A 17,452-nucleotide genomic window follows, 5' to 3' on the forward strand; every position below is an offset into this window, starting at 1 on the left:
TAGTAATGGCCGGGCCAGCACCATTATAGGATAGGGGACTAGCAAAGATAACTGGGTTAACAAAATTATGATCAAGGGTAATGGTTTGATTATTATGGTCTAAATTGGTAACTTGACCTATTTCGGCCATAATGATGTCATTGTTAACAGGGGGAGTTGGATCAGGATTCGGATCAGGATCGGGAGTCGGATCAGGATCGGGAGTCGGATCAGGATCGGGAGTTAGATTAGGATCGGGAGTCGGATCAGGATCGGGAGTCGGATCAGTATAAGTAATTTGGATGCGATCATTATTGGCGTAATAATCAATTAACTCAATGGAGCCATTACCACCTAAATTAATAATCAGGTTTTGACCACTTTGGCTTTGAGTGACTTGATCGGAAGCATAATCAAGCTTGAGGGTGTCTTGAGAGGTTCCATAATAGATTATATCCTGACCTGTGGAGACATTAGGATTATAACCACTAATCTCATTGGCAACATTGTTGAGGTAAATCTTGTCATCACTGCTAGAGTTAATAACTTTTTCTACCTCAAAACCATAAGCTATGCCGGTAGAATACATTGTTATGCCGCTACTATGAAATGCGGAGGCGAGCATTCCCCCTCCTCGTAAATCAAGCTTAAACCCATTACTTTGATAATTTAATCCCGAAAAATCTAAGATATCATGACCACCAGAGTCCCAAAGGAGTCTTTTAAGTGAGTTAGAGGTATTTACATCGGAAACCCCATTAACTGTTACTTGATCAATAGTATTACCAAAGACGTAGGTTGTATCTCCCTGATTATGTGCTTTAGCTCCGTATAAATGTTGTAAAGCGGCAACATCGAGGGACATAAACGTTCCGGCATGGTTCATCCCAGAAAACTGAACATTGTAGGTCATTGCCGACGTATCTGTATGATCGAACACAGGATCTAAGGGCGTTCCACCAAATGTATGATCTAATCCCAAGGCGTGCCCTAGTTCATGGATCATGGCCATATAACCATATATTCCTGCACCATTCTGAAAGCCATTGGTATTCCCGGAGGTATCGAAACTGGTTTTGAAATGAATATCTCCGGCTCTCTGTGTAAATCCAGGTAAATAAGCATAGGCATAACCTGGATTGTCTGAATTTTGAACACGGATTTGACCGTAAGTACTTGGATCGGTTTCATCAACTTCTACAAAGTCAATATCAATAACATTTTCTAACCAAGTAATAATATCTCTAAAATTATTTTTTACAGCATCACTAACTTCATTAACCCCTGTTTCAGATCCATAGTAAGAATTAGCAAAATCATCATCTTCAAAGAAGCTATAGGTAATGATTCTATCTGCACCAGGAGACCATCTTCTGAAAGTGCTATTGCTAGGTAATAAAGCCTGAATAGGTGGAGAATCTCCCGTATAAGTGTAATAAGTGGAAGAAGTCGAAGAAGTAGATGTGCCTCCAATTGTGCTATTACTAGCAGTCTCGTCATTTTCTTTAGTTCCCTCGAGGCTACAAGGAGGGCAAAGGCATTTAACATTTTCACTAACAAAAAGGGGCTGTTTACTATTCTGATCTGAGGTTAAGGTGTAAACCATATTTTTTATCTTTGTTTTTTAGCAGTTATAATGTATTGAAATACACAAATAGTTAAGGCAGAATACAATCATCAAACTTGTTAATTTAACTATTTACATTTTTAAAGTTTATTATTTGTTATTTCTAAAATAAAATGTAAAACTTACGTAAATTTCTATTATTTTTGATTTTAATAATTTATTATTACTGACACAAAAAATATTTAAAAAATAATACTGATCAAAACAATTTAGACCTTAAAAATACTTAAATGATGGCAATAAAGTATCTGAAACTAGAAGATTACTATCTCATAAAAGTAGTTTTACATAAGTAAAATATCGAGTTACTATTTTTGTTCTAATCTTTACAACCTGAGAAAATTTTTATGTTATTCTTACAAAAATAAAACAGTAAAAAAATATATAGGTAAATGCAATTTCAGTGAAAATATGAATAAATTAAACAAAATTATCGAACTAATTCAGAGAGATTTCCCTTAGTTAATTGGGTAATAATATCTAAAGAATAGTCCTGGGAACCGCGATCGCAACGCAACCATGCGAGGTATTCCTTATTACCAGCAGGTCCAGTGATGGGGGAAGCGGTTAACCCACAACAGAACCAACCCAAAATGTAAGCAGTGTGTAAAACTTGATAAATCGCTTGACTGCGATCCTGCGGATCTCGAACCACCCCTTTTTTGCCAACACGCGATCGCCCTACTTCAAATTGGGGTTTGATCAATAAAATAACTTCCCTCGGTTCTACTAAAAGATTCCATAAGGGTTCTAAAACTTTGGTTAAGGAGATAAAGGAAACGTCCATCACTCCTAAATCTGCCGGGGGATTATCTTGATATAATTTTTCAGGAGTAAGATAACGAAAGTTAGTCCGTTCTTTTAAGATCACGCGCGGATCTTGACGTAATGACCAAGCAACTTGGCCGTAACCCACATCTACTCCGTAAATTTTTTTAGCCCCTGCTTGCAATAGACAATCGGTAAACCCTCCAGTAGAAATTCCACCATCGAGACATATACGGTCTTTTACAGCAATTTTAAAGAGTTTTAGGGCTTTTTCGACCTTAAGACCTCCACGGGAGACATAAGGGGGTTTTGCTTTGAGTTCAATGTCTGCTGTAGTCTGGACTTCTGTTCCTGGTTTATCAATGATTCTCTGATTAACTTTAACTTCTCCGGCCCGAATACAACGTTGCGCTTGTTGACGGGAGGAACAAAGATTACGTTCTACTAAAAGGAGGTCCAGACGTAGTTTAGACAAGGAACATACAGCAGATAGAGCAATTTAATTATAAATTTACTCAAGTTGAAAGGCAACAATTAGAATTTAGAATTACTAATGATTTTTTGGGTCAACATTAACTAACCTGTTCTAAATATTGTCCTAAATCTTCGATAATACGAGTTAATTCTGCTTCTGTGGTCAATCTTATCTTATCATCTCGTACTGTTAATAAAACCTTAGCAGCAAAAGGACTGGGATAGATATTTGGATTACAAAAAACTTCTAAAAATATCTCTCCTGTATAACGATATTCCATCGGTTTTTCGGGTTGTGGCCGTCCCCCAGTTCCCGCATTATTGGCCACTGTTTTCAAGCGTTGCATTAATTGGTCAATTTCTGATTTAAGTGACGTTGCAGCTTCAGCAGAAAAATTAAACCGAACCGATCCTTGTACTAAATTAAGAGTAAGCTGAGTCATTAGTAAACACTATAATGGAATTAACATCTTCATTATCTCAATGATTGGTGAACCTTGTACAATTTATCTCAATATTGTGACAAAAGATAATCGTTCTCAAGTTCGTCGAGTATTGCTAATAACCCTATTACTCAACTTGTTTGTGATGGGTTTAAAAGCATTTGTTGGTTTCATTACTGGTTCTTTAAGTTTACAAGCAGACGCGCTTCATAGTGTTACTGATAGTGCTAATAATGTCTTAGGTTTAGTGGCCAGTAATTTTTCTTCTCCACTTCCCGATCGCCGTCATCCTTATGGACACCAAAAATATGAAGGAGTAGCAGCGTTAGGTATTGCTGCTTTTTTGACCATTGCTTGTTTTGAAATTATACAGGGTGCCATTGAAAAAATTTTGCATGGTGGCGATCCTGTTAATATTTCTGGGGGACAATTATGGATTTTATTAATTGTTTTAGGTATTAATATTTTTGTTGCTTTCTATGAGAGAAAAATCGGAAAAGAGGTAGATAGTGCTATTTTAATTGCCGATGCTTATCACACCATGAGTGATATTTGGGTTACTATTATGGTGTTATTAGGGTTAATTGGTATTTGGCAAGGACAACAATTTAATTTACCTCAATTACAATGGTTAGATGTTATTTTTGCTTTTCCTGTTGCTATTTTAGTCTTTTATAGTGGTTGGGAAGTGGTGCGCTCTAATTTACCTTGGTTAGTTGATGAAGTTGCTATTGCACCTGAGAAAATTCATGAAATTGTTATGCAAGTTCCTGGTGTTATTAACTGTCATGATATTGCTTCACGGGGGGTAGTAGGAAGACAAGTTTTTTTAGAAATGCACTTAATTGTAGCAGCAAAAGATGTGAAAACTTCTCATGAAATCACTGAAGAAATTGAACTAATTTTAGAACAAAAATTCTCTCCTATTCGGATTCTTATTCATGTAGAACCACCCAATTATGAATCATCTAATATTAGTTTTGATTCAGAAAATGGTAATCCCAATAAAACTGACGTAGAATAACAGAAAGAAGAAAATGGTAGAATCGGTCTCTATATCTAATCAAGCTAATACACCCTACAACCTAATTTTTGTACGTTATGAATAAAAATTAGGATCATTCTCAATTAAATTATATCATCGGATTTATGGGACTTATTTATTTTTTCGATACGTTCTTGAATCGCTTTTTTCATGATGTTAATATTTTCTTCAATAGGAATTCCATCTTTAACAAGGGGTGGATAGGGTTTATTTTTTCCATCAGACTGACGACGACTAAATAGTTGACGAATCGCTTCCATATCATCTCTATGGGTTAAAACATAAGCTTTAAGTTCTTGTTTGCTCATTTTACTAAAATCAGGTTTCATAAAAAATACCAATCTCCGTCTGGGGGAACAATAATTTCGATAGTTAATCAAAATTTTTCTACTTAACCCCACTAACACACTTTGCGGACTTTTTTAGCGATCGCCTGAAATTTCTTAACATAAATTAATACAGTGCTGTTTACTTATGTCCGACTACTTAAAATATTGATATTTTTTGAGAATTTATAGGTGGGGACTTCTGCAAACATTTTGTTAAAATGGCAAAGGTAGCACCAGCAATTGATAAGCTAGGCTTTACCCCCCCCGAAAATTGATAAGTTTTGCTAAACTAGATATGGTATAATTCCTAAAAAAAGTTGACGGTTTTTAGTATAACTTTGATGTTAATTTTTGGGTACAATCACGAAAAAATAAGAAAATTTAGATATCATTTTCATCAACTCGAACTACAAATGTCGATTAATGATAAATTAGAGTAAAATAATATACTGAAGAGTTAGCAAGAACAATATGAGTGCTATATCATTTCAAGAGATTATTGATTCCATTGAAAATTTATCCATTGAAGATCAAGATTATGTACTTGACTTAATACACAAAAGAAGAATTGATAATCGAGGAGAGGAAATTGCTAAAAATGGACAAGAGAGTCTAAAAAACTTATCCTTCGGCAAAGGGAAAAAAGAAACAGATCAAGAAATAAAACCTTATTTGTTAGAAAATGAGGAACAATGAAACTTTTAAGGACAAGCTGTTTTTAATTATTAATTCTTAATTGCAGAAGATCAAGTTTATTAATTCCCTAGCTATTTCTTGTCAAATGCACATAAACTTTATTTTGTCAAGATAAAGAATAAAGAAGATAAAAAGAATACATTTCGTAACAAAACTACTCAGAAAGCCCGAAACAGTTTAATCTAGAGGCTGATTAACTTTTTAAAGATACAACCTTATCGCCTTGGGAAGCAGGGCGACTGCCTGCGGAGGCTTTGTAAGACCAAAACTAGACTAGATAAGTCTTGTAGAGGCAATAGCTAATGAAGCGGGAAGCTCCAAAGACGAATAAAACCGTCCTAAGCTTTTGTCAGTTGGAAGTCCCAACTACAACAAAGTTTAGTTGGGGTACTTCACGAAACATCTGGTTTTAATTAAGATGTTGCAAAGATATAAACTCCGATAAAGGAGTAGAATAGCAATTTTTTTCATGGGAGATAGTTGAAGTCCAATGAGTGTAAAAGCAAGTGGTGGAAGCTCGTCAGCCAACCCCCAACTGTATCAAACCGTTCCCGTCTCAGCCATCAGTCAAGCTGAGCAACAGGATCGCTTTTTAGGAAAGACAGAACTCAATCAATTAGTTACCTATTTCCAGTCTGGACAGAAGAGACTGGCGATCGCCCAAATCATAACAGCCAACTCAGACTTAATTGTGTCACGGGCAGCTAACCGGATCTTCACTGGGGGATCGCCCATGGCGTATCTAGAAAAACCCCCAGTGGAAGCCCCCAGAGAAATGGCCATGGCTGGAGCAACCCCAACAGTGCAACCAGGAGCCGTTACCTACGTAGAAAGCGGTAGCGGTGGTGGTGGAGTTTTCGGCGGTTTACGCTCCCTGTTCACCTCCAGTGGTCCCATTCCTCCAGGGTTTCGCCCCATTAATATTTCTCGTTATGGACCAAGCAATATGCAGAAGTCTTTACGGGATATGTCTTGGTTTTTGCGCTATGTAACCTATGCCATTGTAGCTGGAGATCCTAGCATCATCGTGGTTAATACCCGTGGTTTAAAACAAGTCCTAGAAAGAGCTTGTTCCATTGATGCGACCATCGTAGCACTGCAAGAAATGCGGGCTGCTTGTCGGGAATATTTCCGCCAAGATGCAGAAGCAGAAGCCATTGTTACCGAATACTTTGACATTCTCATCACAGAAATCAAAGCACCAACCCCTGGTAACAAGTTGCGTCAACGTTCTTCTAGTGATCTACAAGGGTTAGAACTGCCCCAAAGCTACTTCAACGCCGCTTTAACCCGTCAAAAATTCGTGATGAAGCCCGGCTTATCCGAATCTGAGAAAGGGGAAATCATCAGAGCAGCTTATCGTCAACTCTTCGAGAGAGATATTACCAAAGCTTACAGTCAATCTGTATCTTACCTAGAATCTCAGGTGAGAAATGGGGACATCTCTATGAAAGAGTTTGTCCGTCGCCTCTGTAAGTCTCCTCTCTACCGTAAGCAGTTCTTTGAACCCTTCATCAACAGTCGGGCTTTAGAATTGGCTTTCCGTCATATTTTAGGGCGCGGTCCTAGTTCTCGCGAAGAAGTGCAGAACTACTTTTCCATCGTTTCTAACGGTGGACTTCCTGCCTTAGTGGATGCCTTAGTAGACTCTCAAGAATACGCTGATTATTTTGGAGAAGAAACCGTTCCTTATATACGCGGTTTAGGGCAAGAAGCCCAAGAATGTCGTAACTGGGGAATGCAGCAAGACCTATTTAACTATAGTGCGCCTTTCCGTAAGATTCCTCAATTCATCACCACTTTTGCCAAATATAATCAGCCCTTACCAGATCAGCACGTTTATGGTTCTGGAAATGATCCCCTAGAAATTCAATTTGGGGCAATTTTCCCGAAAGAAACCCGTGACCCTAGTAAGAGTCCTGCTCCCTTTAACAAAGATACCAAACGCATCTTAATTCACCGTGGCCCTGGTATCAATAACCAAAACAGTAACCCTGCGGCGCGGCCTGAGTTACCTGGTAGTTTAGGGGCGAAAGTCTTCCGTCTAAATAACGAACTACCCGGTAGCAGTAACGGAGTCAGTGTTAAATTTGGTGAGACTGCTACACAAACAGTTATTCGCGCTGCCTACCGTCAAGTGTTTGGCCGCGATGTCTATGACGGACAACGGTTAACAGTAGCGGAAAATCAACTAGAAAACGGTGATATTACCCTACGGGAGTTTATCAAAGCCTTAGCTAAGTCTGAAGTTTTCCTCAAAACCTACTGGGCCCCTTTCTATGTAGTCAAAGCGATCGAATACATCCACCGTCGTCTCTTGGGTCGTCCTACCTACGGTCGCCAAGAAATGAACCCTTACTTTGATTTGGCTTCTAAGAAAGGGTTTTATGCCTTAGTGGATGCCATGATCGATAGTCAGGAATATACCGAAGCCTTTGGAGAAGATACAGTACCCTATGAACGGTATTTGACCCCGGCTGGAATGAAGTTACGCATGGGTCGTCCTGGTAGTCTTCGCGAAGATATTGGTCAACGGGTTGATAAGGAAGTTACCCCAAGGTTTGTGGAACTGGGTCAAGTTTCTACTAATCGCACCGCACCGGACATCAACTTACGAGTCAACCAAGGGGTTAGCACCCAGCGTCAACAAACAAAAATCTTTAAGTTGTTGACAACAACCGATCAAGTAGCCTTAGAAAATGTCATTCGTGCTGCTTATCGTCAGATTTTTGAGCGGGATCTCGAGCCTTATGTTATTCAAGCTGAATTCACCAGTCTTGAAAGTAGGTTAGGTAACGAAGAAATCACCGTTAAAGAGTTTATTGAAGGTTTAGGTTGTTCTGATCTCTATATCAAAGAGTTCTACGCGCCTTATCCCAATACTAAGGTGATCGAACTGGGAACTAAACATTTCTTAGGTCGTGCGCCTTTGACTCAAAAAGAGATTCAAAAATACAATCAAATTTTAGCCACTCAGGGCATTCGTGGCTTTATTGGGTCAATGGTAGACAGTATGGAATATCTCCAATTATTCGGAGAAGATACGGTTCCCTATCGTCGTTTCCCCACCCTTCCTGCTGCGAACTTCCCCAACACGGAACGCTTGTATAACAAGTTAACTAAACAGGATCAGGAGTTGGTTGTTCCTAGTTTTGAACCTGTGGTTAAAGTTGGTGGTTAATTTAATGATCATTTCCTAAATTTTCATAAAAAAAGGCGCGATTTATCGCGTCTTTTTTATAATAAAAATGAATAAAATCTTAGGAGCAAAAAATGCCTAAACTTCGTAATATGTTAATTGGTGCTGGTATTGCTGTGGTGGGTGGTATTGGGACTAAAATGGCTGTGGATTATTTTCGCAATCGTGATAAGGAAGAGGAAGTGCCTGAAACTGAGGAAGATGTGGAACCTGGATCTGAAGAAGAAGTTGCTTATGCAACGGTAGAAGATAGTACGATTCAAGAATTTCTTGATAATAGTTTTGGTGATCCTGGCCGTTATGTTCCTAGTCGTGCGCCCAAAATATTTGAGTATCAAGGATTTCAATGTATGGTCATTTGGGCCTACGATAATAAGAACGAAAAAAATCAATTATTGGCTTTTAAATATACAGATGAAGGTCGTGAAATGATCGCTAGTGTTGGTTATACTGGCGATTTAACTGACTATAATCTTAGTTTAGAAGAGACACCTTTTGCCATTGAAGTTAATGGGGAACAAATCAATTCTGGTCAAGGAGAAACCGATGGAACCGATGAAGTCGATCTGGTTCCTGCTGGTAGTTAATTAGCATTCTACCTAAGAAAAAAAATTATTCAATAAGAGAGGGCAATCTTAGACCCTCTCTTATTTCATTTATCATTGAAATATTTATTTTGAATCTTTATCTATTTTTTCCGATGATTCTACAGAGTTATTATTATCTTTATGGTGATAATTTTGAGTATTTATTTGGTTTTGCTCTGATAAATTAACAGGTTTTTTAACCCAAGAAAAACGACTGGGAATAGGGGAACGAGGAACAGCTTGTAATCCTTGTAACATCTCTGATAAATGGAGTCCTTCTGGTTTAGCTTCTTTCAATTTGTGCCACACAGAACGAGACATTAATAAAGTATTTTCAATGGGATTTGCTCCTAATTTTTCCAGATATTCTTCCCGTTCGTGTTGATAATCTGCTGACAGTAACTCTAAACCTTGACAGGGAAATTTTTGGACTATTTGTGCCATTTGTGCCAATAATTTGGGATATAACCAAGTGTAGGCAGGGTGGACAATTAACTGTGCCTGATGGGGTTGAGAACCATCTTTAGAGAGGTTTAGTTTAAAATAGCCGATCGCTGCTTTTCTTTGGGGTTCAAAAACATAGCCTTGGGCGACTTCTTTCTGATTAAGCCACCTTTGCCATTTTGAACATAATCCCTTTAAAAAATGAGTTTTAAAATCTTGTGAGTTGCGATCAAAAACTTGCCTTAATAAAGGAGGCATAGAAACACAATCTAACTGATATAGTAAATGAGCATCCGCATTACTAACTGGCAATAAATTAGGTAACTCTACATATTGTTGGGCTAAAGTTTGTAATAAAGTAGGTTCTAACAACCAATAGGTTAATTGGGCTAAGGGTTGAAAGCCATTTTGACGATATAAGGCCAGGGTATTTTTTTCATTAATATTAACTTCTAAGACCCAAGTTCTTGCTTCCCAAACGTTTTCTAAACAATGGCGTAAGAGTTGAGAGGCAACACCTTTAGGATTAGTCAATAACTCGGGTTCTCCTTGGTCACAAGCCACCATAACCTTTTCTACACGCCAGGTACTCCGTCCTATGTTGAAAGGGGAAATATGGATAAACCCTTTTAATCTTTTCAATCGTGGGTCAGATGCTTGGGGTAACTCTGCCACATAGACACGAAAATGATCTTGAAGACTATTTGGGAACCAGCTAAGAAACTTGAGAACCCCAAACCAACGTTTGGCTTGTTGTAGTTTTCCTTGAAAAGATACTGAATTTTGGGCTATCTGGTTATTTTCACTGGTGATACCTTCTAACCAGTCAAGATCCCTATATTGGACGGGACGGATCAAAGCTTTAGGATAATTATCAGGGGATGCTGTCATGAATCGCACCGGGAAATGGGTGGCCTATTGTCTATTTTAACCATTTTTCGGTATTTCTTGTCTAATTCAGCCTAGGCTAATGACAACTAAAGAATTTCTTGACCTTTAGGATTAATTGAGTTTGAATGAAGATTATTAGTTAACGCTTAATTTAAATCCCGTTGTTAACGATGGGGTCTCATAAATCTGTTTACTTTATCTTAATTTTAACCATCAGGATATGCGCATCCTCATTTACTCGTATAATTATCATCCCGAACCGATTGGTATTGCCCCTTTGATGACAGAATTAGCAGAAGGCTTAGTCAAAAAAGGACATGATGTGCGAGTTATTACCGCTATGCCTTGGTATCCTAATAGTGAAATTGCGCCAGAGTATGAAGGAAAATTATATTTAACCGAAAATATTAATGGCGTAAAAATTCAACGGAGTTTTGTCTGGATATCTCGTGAACGAAGTTTCAAGAATCGGGCTTTGTTCGAGATTAGTTTTGTTATTTTGAGTTTTTTCCAGGCTTTAAATGGTTCTCGTCCTGATGTTATTTTTCTCACCATTCCTGGTTTACCTGTGTGTGTTCCAGCAGCTATTCTTAGCTGGTTATATCGAACGCCTATTGTTTTGAATTTACAAGATATTTTACCCGATGCTGCGGTTCATGTGGGCTTAATTCGTAATCCTAAAATGATTCGTTTGTTTACATGGTTAGAAAATTTTGCTTACAAAACAGCCAGAAAAATTAGTGTTATTAGTGATGGGTTTACAGAAAATCTTTTAGAGAAGGAAGTTGGTAAAGAGAAGATTGTAGAAATTCCTAATTGGGTAGATATTAACTTTATTAAACCTCTGGAACAAGAAAATAATTACTTTCGCAAAGAAAATAATTTAGAAGGTAAATTTGTGGTTCTTTATTCAGGTAATATTGCCCTGACTCAACCGTTAGAGATTCTAATCGATGCAGCAGTTAAGTTAAATCATATTGATGATTTAGCTATTGTTATTGTGAGTAAACAGGAAGCATTAGAAAAATTAGAAAGATACTGTGAGCGAAAAAAGGCAACCAATGTTATTTTAAGATCCTTTCAACCTAGACATAAATTACCCGAAATGTTAGCAGCCGCTAATGTGGGTATGGTTATGCAGAAATCTAACGTAATTTCTTTTAATATGCCCTCAAAAATACAAGTATTATTGGCTAGTGGAAGAGCAATTATTGCCTCGGTTCCTAGTAATGGAACCGCAGCTAGAGCAGTTGAAAAAAGTTGTGGAGGTTTAGTGGTTCCTCCAGAAGATCCCGAAGCTTTAGCCTCAGCAATCGAACATTTGTATAAAAATCCTCAGTTAGTTCAATCTCTAGGAAAAAGGGGTCGAGAATATGCTAAAAAAGTTTATAATTTTGAGTTTATTTTGGATAAGTACGAAGAATTATTGATGTCAATGAAAAAGCCGACAAATAAACTCGATAAACTGGGATAGAGTTGATTATTCAATATTATCTTGAGTTGTTCCCTTGAACTACCCCAGATACTTTGTAAGTTCTTAGGGTATCACAAGATGTCTAAATCGGTTTAATTAAATCTTCAATGAGAATTTTACTACCAATAAAAATCAATGTTATACCCCCAATTATCTCAATTTTTTGATTAAAAATACTACCAAATTTATGACCAATAAAAACACCAATAAACGACAAGCAAAATGTAATTAATCCAATCAAGATACAAGGAAATAAAATAGACGTTTTTAATAAGGATAATCCTAATCCTGCGGCTAGGGCATCAATACTGGTGGCAATAGCTAAAGCAAATAAGGTGTAAGTATCTAAGGGATTAAATTTTTCATCTTCATCCATGTTTTTGTAAGCTTCATAGATCATTTTACTCCCTATTACCAATAAGAGTATAAATGCAATCCAATGATCAATATTAGTGATAAACTCCCGAAAAGATAAACCCATTAGCCAACCAATAAATGGCATAATTGCTTGAAAAATACCAAAAAATAGGGCAATTTTTAGGGCTTTATTAAGTTTTATTCGTTGAATGACAAACCCACTGCTTAAAGACACAGCAAAGGCATCAGCAGCTAATCCTAAACCTAAAAAAGTTGTATTAACTAATTCCATTATTCTACAATTAAAATTTATTAGATATTAGATACTTTAACCTATTTCATATTATTATGTTGTCATATTTATTTCATGATTATTTCATATTTTATTCATTTTTTAAATATATAATTTATAAACCTTAAGTTACCATCTTTTACTATTAATCATAATAAACTTTATAAGATCTTAACTCCTGATCAGAAATCTCTTGATTAGGAACTAAAAGATAATGTTTTTCATCAACGACTCTGATTGTTTCATCTTCTGAAATTAATTCAAAAATTGCAATTAGATTAGTATCTAGAAATTGTGCTGATATAGGACGACAAATTAATTCAGGAAATTTTTGACAACAATAAATAATATCTTGTTGAGTTTGAACAACTCCTAACTGATCAGATCCTCCTTTAGCTTGTACTGGAATTATAAATTGATTACCATGTCTATTAACACCAACATAAATTTCATCTATTTCAATTTGTCCAATTCCTTCGACAGTTGTTCTTAGATGATTTTGCAAAGAATAGGCAGTAACTCCTAAGAAAATATCAATAATTCTATTATAACGAACTTTTGTTAAAAGAGCCTGTTCATCACCTGATGTATATTTAGAAATAATTTCAGGAGTAGCATCAGGAATTTTTATTTTTCTCAAGTCATTTCTAGGTATAATTCGATTAATTTTTCCCAGTGTAAAACAATAATTAGCTCTCCCTGATAATTCAATTCTCCATTCATACTCAGGAGGTGCTGTTGATCTTATTTCATCAGGAAGAGGTCGACGAAATCTAAATGAATAGATTAAATCACCATAATTTTTAGGTAATTCAATGTTAAGTTCCTTAGCAACTTCTTCAATTTCTGAACGCTGAAAGTAAAGGCGATCCGCATCAGGAGTATAATGTCTCCTAAAAATCTCTCGAATTATTCTACTATATATATGCGATTTTTTCATGATTTTTTCCTAGTATCTTCTTTTCTAATTCTTTTCCCGATAACATCAGGACTTACATTATAATATTTAGCTGCTTGAGTCATATTCAAGCTTAATAATTCTTCGCTTTCTAATTTATATGTGGTCGTTGGTTTAATGGGTAAAATATCAAGAACTTTCATAATTTCCTGAGCAACTGCTTTTGCTAATAAAGGAGGAACTGAATTCCCAATTTGTCGAAAACCATGCCATTTTGTGACATGAAATCGAAACCAATCAGGGTATGAATGCAGTCTTGCTGCTTCTCTGACAGTGATACATCTAGGGGTAAAAGGATGAATGGGACGAGGGGAAGTATGGGCCCCGCGATTACTGGGAGTACCTGCTCTTAAGGTATTACAAAAACCATCGGGATGTAGCCTTAAAAATCGACTAACGGATTCTATTTTTCCTTGAGGTGTCTTTTTAAATCTGTCTATAGATTTTTGTTGATGTTTCGTTCTTAAACTGGAAGTTAATAATTGTTTATTGTAGTTTCTTGGGTAGGAATAATCATCAATTATATTAGATATATCTCTAAGATTTTTAACATAATTACTAGGTTTTTTGTAGTCAGCGAGCACCCAATCTCGATTATTTAATTCAGTATATTGATTAACTTCTGGTAAGTCTTGAATTGCTTCTTTTACAGTCGGAGTTGATGGTAATTCTAAGTCATTTTTTTTCGTGTATTCAGTAATAAAAATAGGATATTTAGGTAATATTAAACCTTGTTTTGATCCAAGAATAAATAGTCTTTCTCTTAGTTGAGGGACCCCATAATTCGCTGCGTTTAAAATTTGATAATCTGTTTTAACTTGATAGTTATTTTGAGCAAATTCCGCAAAAATTTCTTGTAAAAACATTTGCTGTTTACCAATAGTCATTCCTGGAACATTTTCCATAACAAAATATTTCGGTTGTAACTCCAAAACTAAACGAATAAAATGTTTAACTAAAGAGTTGCGATCATCATCTAAACTTCGTTTTCCCATTAAGGAAAAACCCTGACAAGGAGGACCCCCAAATACAACGTCAATGGGTTGATTTTTAATGGTTGATAACTCTCGAATTTCATTACCTGTTATCTTTGTAACCGAAGCACAAATAGTTGTCCAGAAAGGGAAGTTATAATGATGAGTTACACAGTGAATAGGATCAATTTCTACTGAAGATAAAACATCAAAACCTGCTTGCTCAAAACCTAAAGTCATTCCCCCAACACCGGCAAATAAATCAACAGCAATAGGACGTTTTTTGTTCATATTTTTTTAAGTTAATTTTACTTATATTTCAAGAATAACAGGTGTATGATCGCTTGGTCTTTCTTGTTTTCTCGGTTCTACATCAATTGTACAATTAATAGCTTTTTTATACAATTGATCTGTAAGATAAAGATGATCAATACGCCAACCTCTATTCCGTTGAAATCCTCCTGATCGATAATCCCACCAGCTAAAATGTCCCTCTTCTGTTGTAAATTTCCTAAAAGCATCTTTTAACCCAATTGCTAATATATTTTTTAAGGTTTCTCTTTCTACTGGAGAGGACATAATATGTTTGTCTTTACCCTTAGAATTATAAATATCTTTGTCTTCCAAGGCAATATTAAAATCGCCACAAATACATAATTCACGTGATTCTTTTTTGAGTAAATTATCTAAATAAGCTTTTAAAACTTGAAACCATTGTAACTTATATTCATATTTTTCACTGCCTACAGATGAACCATTAGGAACGTATACATTAATAATACGAATATCCTCAATTACTCCTGAGATAATTCTTTTTTGTACATCAAAACTTTGGGTTATTTCTTCCCCAACAACATCAGTAAATCCTGTAACAATATCTGTCATTGGTTTACGGCTAAAAATAGCGACACCATTATAAGCTTTTTGTCCGTAAATATAAACATGATAACCCAATTCTTCAAAAGGTTCTCTAGGAAAATCTTTATCAATTACTTTGGTTTCTTGTAAACAGAGAACATCAATAGAATTTTCTTTCAACCAGTTAATAACGTGAGGTTGTCTAGTGCGAATTGAATTAACGTTCCAAGTAGCAATTTTCATATTAATTTAATACTCTCAATTAATTTTTTTATCTTCACTATCAAGTTTTATTTTACTCTAATTTCTAGTTTATATCAATCTTTAATATTAGTTAAATTCGCTCCATCGAGATGAGTTTTATTAAGAATAGCTTTTTTAAAATTAGATTGTCTCAAATCAGCTTGAGTGAGATTGGCCCAGCTTAAATTAGTATTAGTTAGATCAGCACCGCTTAAATTAGCTTTATTCAAACTAACACCACTCAGATCAGCATCAGTTAAATTAGCTCCCATAAGCATTGATTCAGTTAAGTCAGCACCTATCAAATTAGCATCAATGAGATCAGAACCAACTAAATAAACTTTCATCAAATAACTTTCACTGAGGTTAGATTTATTAAGGTTAACTCCAGTCAAATTCGCACCTATTAAATTAGCACCTTCTAAATTAATTTCCCTGATATTAGCCCAACTTAGATTAACAGACTTTAAATCTGCTCCACTTAGATCAATTCCTATTAAATAATCTTTCATTAATTGATTCTTATCTATAGTTTGCTGCCTAATTTGTTGAATTATGCTACATTTTTTTATAACTTCTAAATCCTCAACAAAACAAATATTTTCAACAATAACTTGAGAAAAATCTTCCCATTTTTTATTATCTAAGAATTCTTGTAATTCTCCTGATCTAAATAAATCTTGTAGTTTTTCCAGTCCTTCCTGAGAACCATTAAGAATAACTTTAGCAGTACATTGATTTATGTAGTCTATTTTGATTGAATTATCTACACTAATTTCTTGTAATGATGATATAATAGGTTCAAAATTATGGAAATTAATTTGTTCGATTAACCCTTCTATAGCAACTTCTAACGGTTTTTGCTGTTTTGTTAGATTAAGATTACAATGATTATACTGCTTCGCAGAAATATAACTATTGTTTGCTGAATCAGCATAATTATCATTGTAATGGGGCATTTTATATACTGGGTAGATTCAAAATAAAAACCTTGATTTAGTCTTTATTGTATGACCAATAAAGACTTGAACAGGTAGGTATAATTAAACATAGAAATCCTCAGTCAATCCTTTAGGTTTGATAATGATTATCATTATTATCCTAAGAGACTAATCAGAAAGTTACGTTTATTTTTGCCTACTTACTTATCCTCAAAAATAAGGAATAGGTAATCAATCATTCAATTATAGCAAATATACTTGAAAAAGTTGAATGTCAATTTAAAATTGAGCTTTCCTGGGAGAAATAGACGGTTAGTTTCGTGTTGCTTAAGCTGTCCTCGATTCAATCATCTCACTCATACCAAGAAGAAATATTTTAATAGACTTTTTGTTTTCTGGATCAGATATTATGGCCATATGACTAGCAAAATCAATTTTAGCAACCTGACGATAAGATAAGGAAACAGGACGAATTGTTGATAAGGGAATATCACTTAATATAGGAAGTCCAGTAACAGGAATACCACATTGTTCTGAGGTTATAGTGTTGAGTAAAACGAGAAAAGGAGAGTCTTTAATAACCGTTGAAGTATTAGGGAAAAAGTGTCGATGTAGATCCAAAGTTGTCACATTATCCGAACCGAGATCAGCCATACCAAGCTCACCACCAACCGCCCAATTAATAGGAGGGCAAGGGATTACTTTAAGTACACTTTCAACTGGGAGAGCAAAAAAATATTCTACTTGCTCTGTAGCAGTTTTGGAAAGGCTAAACACAAGAACCCGTAAAGCATCTGGGTTAATGGTGGTATGAGATAATCTTTCAAGTTCAAAGGTTTGATTAATCATGATAACTATGTTTTTATTAAAGTG

General features: G+C 35.6%; 16 protein-coding genes. 5 read left to right on the forward strand and 11 right to left on the reverse strand.

What is annotated here, in order from left to right; genetic code table 11:
- The 3 genes from QNJ66_RS10965 to QNJ66_RS10975 form a co-directional block, all read right to left on the reverse strand.
- Positions 1–1,585 (reverse strand): M10 family metallopeptidase (locus QNJ66_RS10965; RefSeq protein ID WP_300506420.1); only part of this gene is annotated, 1,585 nt, incomplete at its 3' end.
- Between the two features lie 451 nt (positions 1,586–2,036).
- Complete coding sequence (locus tag QNJ66_RS10970) at positions 2,037–2,849, reverse strand: TlyA family RNA methyltransferase (RefSeq protein ID WP_300506423.1); 813 nt, start codon at positions 2,847–2,849, stop codon at positions 2,037–2,039.
- A 97-nt stretch (positions 2,850–2,946) separates the two neighbouring features.
- Positions 2,947–3,291 carry a hypothetical protein gene (locus tag QNJ66_RS10975; protein ID WP_300506426.1) on the reverse strand — a complete coding sequence of 115 codons (345 nt, stop codon included), beginning with the start codon at positions 3,289–3,291 and terminating at the stop codon, positions 2,947–2,949.
- 40 nt (positions 3,292–3,331) lie between these two features.
- On the opposite strand from QNJ66_RS10975, the gene QNJ66_RS10980 reads away from it, so the two are divergent.
- Positions 3,332–4,315 (forward strand): cation diffusion facilitator family transporter, encoded by a 984-nt coding sequence (locus tag QNJ66_RS10980; protein ID WP_300506427.1) that lies wholly within the window; start codon positions 3,332–3,334, stop codon positions 4,313–4,315.
- A 104-nt stretch (positions 4,316–4,419) separates the two neighbouring features.
- Here the strand turns inward: QNJ66_RS10980 and QNJ66_RS10985 are convergent, their stop codons facing one another.
- Positions 4,420–4,665, reverse strand: a complete 246-nt coding sequence (locus tag QNJ66_RS10985; protein WP_300506430.1) for a hypothetical protein — start codon at positions 4,663–4,665, stop codon at positions 4,420–4,422.
- A 471-nt stretch (positions 4,666–5,136) separates the two neighbouring features.
- On the opposite strand from QNJ66_RS10985, the gene QNJ66_RS10990 reads away from it, so the two are divergent.
- From QNJ66_RS10990 to QNJ66_RS11000, 3 genes are all read left to right on the forward strand, one after another.
- Positions 5,137–5,361, forward strand: coding sequence for a hypothetical protein (locus QNJ66_RS10990; RefSeq protein ID WP_300506433.1), 225 nt, complete (start codon positions 5,137–5,139; stop codon positions 5,359–5,361).
- Between the two features lie 490 nt (positions 5,362–5,851).
- A complete protein-coding gene (locus QNJ66_RS10995) occupies positions 5,852–8,542 on the forward strand; it encodes a phycobilisome rod-core linker polypeptide (protein WP_300506437.1) in 2,691 nt (896 codons plus the stop codon).
- Positions 8,543–8,634: 92 nt separating this feature from the next.
- Complete coding sequence (locus QNJ66_RS11000; RefSeq protein WP_300506440.1) at positions 8,635–9,147, forward strand: hypothetical protein; 513 nt, start codon at positions 8,635–8,637, stop codon at positions 9,145–9,147.
- A gap of 84 nt (positions 9,148–9,231) precedes the next feature.
- Here QNJ66_RS11000 and QNJ66_RS11005 read toward each other — a convergent pair whose 3' ends face one another.
- Positions 9,232–10,482: a GNAT family N-acetyltransferase gene (locus QNJ66_RS11005; RefSeq protein WP_300506442.1), complete on the reverse strand. Its 1,251-nt coding sequence runs from the start codon at positions 10,480–10,482 to the stop codon at positions 9,232–9,234.
- Positions 10,483–10,702: 220 nt separating this feature from the next.
- On the opposite strand from QNJ66_RS11005, the gene QNJ66_RS11010 reads away from it, so the two are divergent.
- On the forward strand, positions 10,703–11,956 hold the full coding sequence (locus QNJ66_RS11010) for a glycosyltransferase family 4 protein (protein WP_300506444.1): 1,254 nt from the start codon (positions 10,703–10,705) through the stop codon (positions 11,954–11,956).
- Positions 11,957–12,038: 82 nt separating this feature from the next.
- Here the strand turns inward: QNJ66_RS11010 and QNJ66_RS11015 are convergent, their stop codons facing one another.
- From QNJ66_RS11015 to QNJ66_RS11040, 6 genes are all read right to left on the reverse strand, one after another.
- Entirely contained in the window at positions 12,039–12,605 is a 567-nt protein-coding gene (locus QNJ66_RS11015) for a manganese efflux pump MntP family protein (protein ID WP_300506447.1), read from the reverse strand.
- A gap of 145 nt (positions 12,606–12,750) precedes the next feature.
- On the reverse strand, positions 12,751–13,545 hold the full coding sequence (locus QNJ66_RS11020) for an endonuclease (protein ID WP_300506449.1): 795 nt from the start codon (positions 13,543–13,545) through the stop codon (positions 12,751–12,753).
- The gene (locus QNJ66_RS11025; RefSeq protein WP_300506452.1) at positions 13,542–14,828 is read right to left on the reverse strand and encodes a DNA cytosine methyltransferase; all 1,287 of its coding nucleotides are present in this window, start codon (positions 14,826–14,828) and stop codon (positions 13,542–13,544) included. The genes QNJ66_RS11020 and QNJ66_RS11025 overlap by 4 nt, the downstream gene beginning before the upstream one ends.
- A gap of 21 nt (positions 14,829–14,849) precedes the next feature.
- Positions 14,850–15,638: an exodeoxyribonuclease III gene (gene xth, locus QNJ66_RS11030; RefSeq protein WP_300506455.1), complete on the reverse strand. Its 789-nt coding sequence runs from the start codon at positions 15,636–15,638 to the stop codon at positions 14,850–14,852.
- Positions 15,639–15,712: 74 nt separating this feature from the next.
- Positions 15,713–16,597 (reverse strand): pentapeptide repeat-containing protein, encoded by an 885-nt coding sequence (locus QNJ66_RS11035; protein ID WP_300506458.1) that lies wholly within the window; start codon positions 16,595–16,597, stop codon positions 15,713–15,715.
- 309 nt (positions 16,598–16,906) lie between these two features.
- Positions 16,907–17,428: a hypothetical protein gene (locus tag QNJ66_RS11040; protein ID WP_300506461.1), complete on the reverse strand. Its 522-nt coding sequence runs from the start codon at positions 17,426–17,428 to the stop codon at positions 16,907–16,909.
- Positions 17,429–17,452: the final 24 nt, after the last annotated feature.

The organism is Crocosphaera sp. (assembly GCF_030064895.1).
Taxonomy (GTDB): Bacteria; Cyanobacteriota; Cyanobacteriia; order Cyanobacteriales; family Microcystaceae; genus Crocosphaera.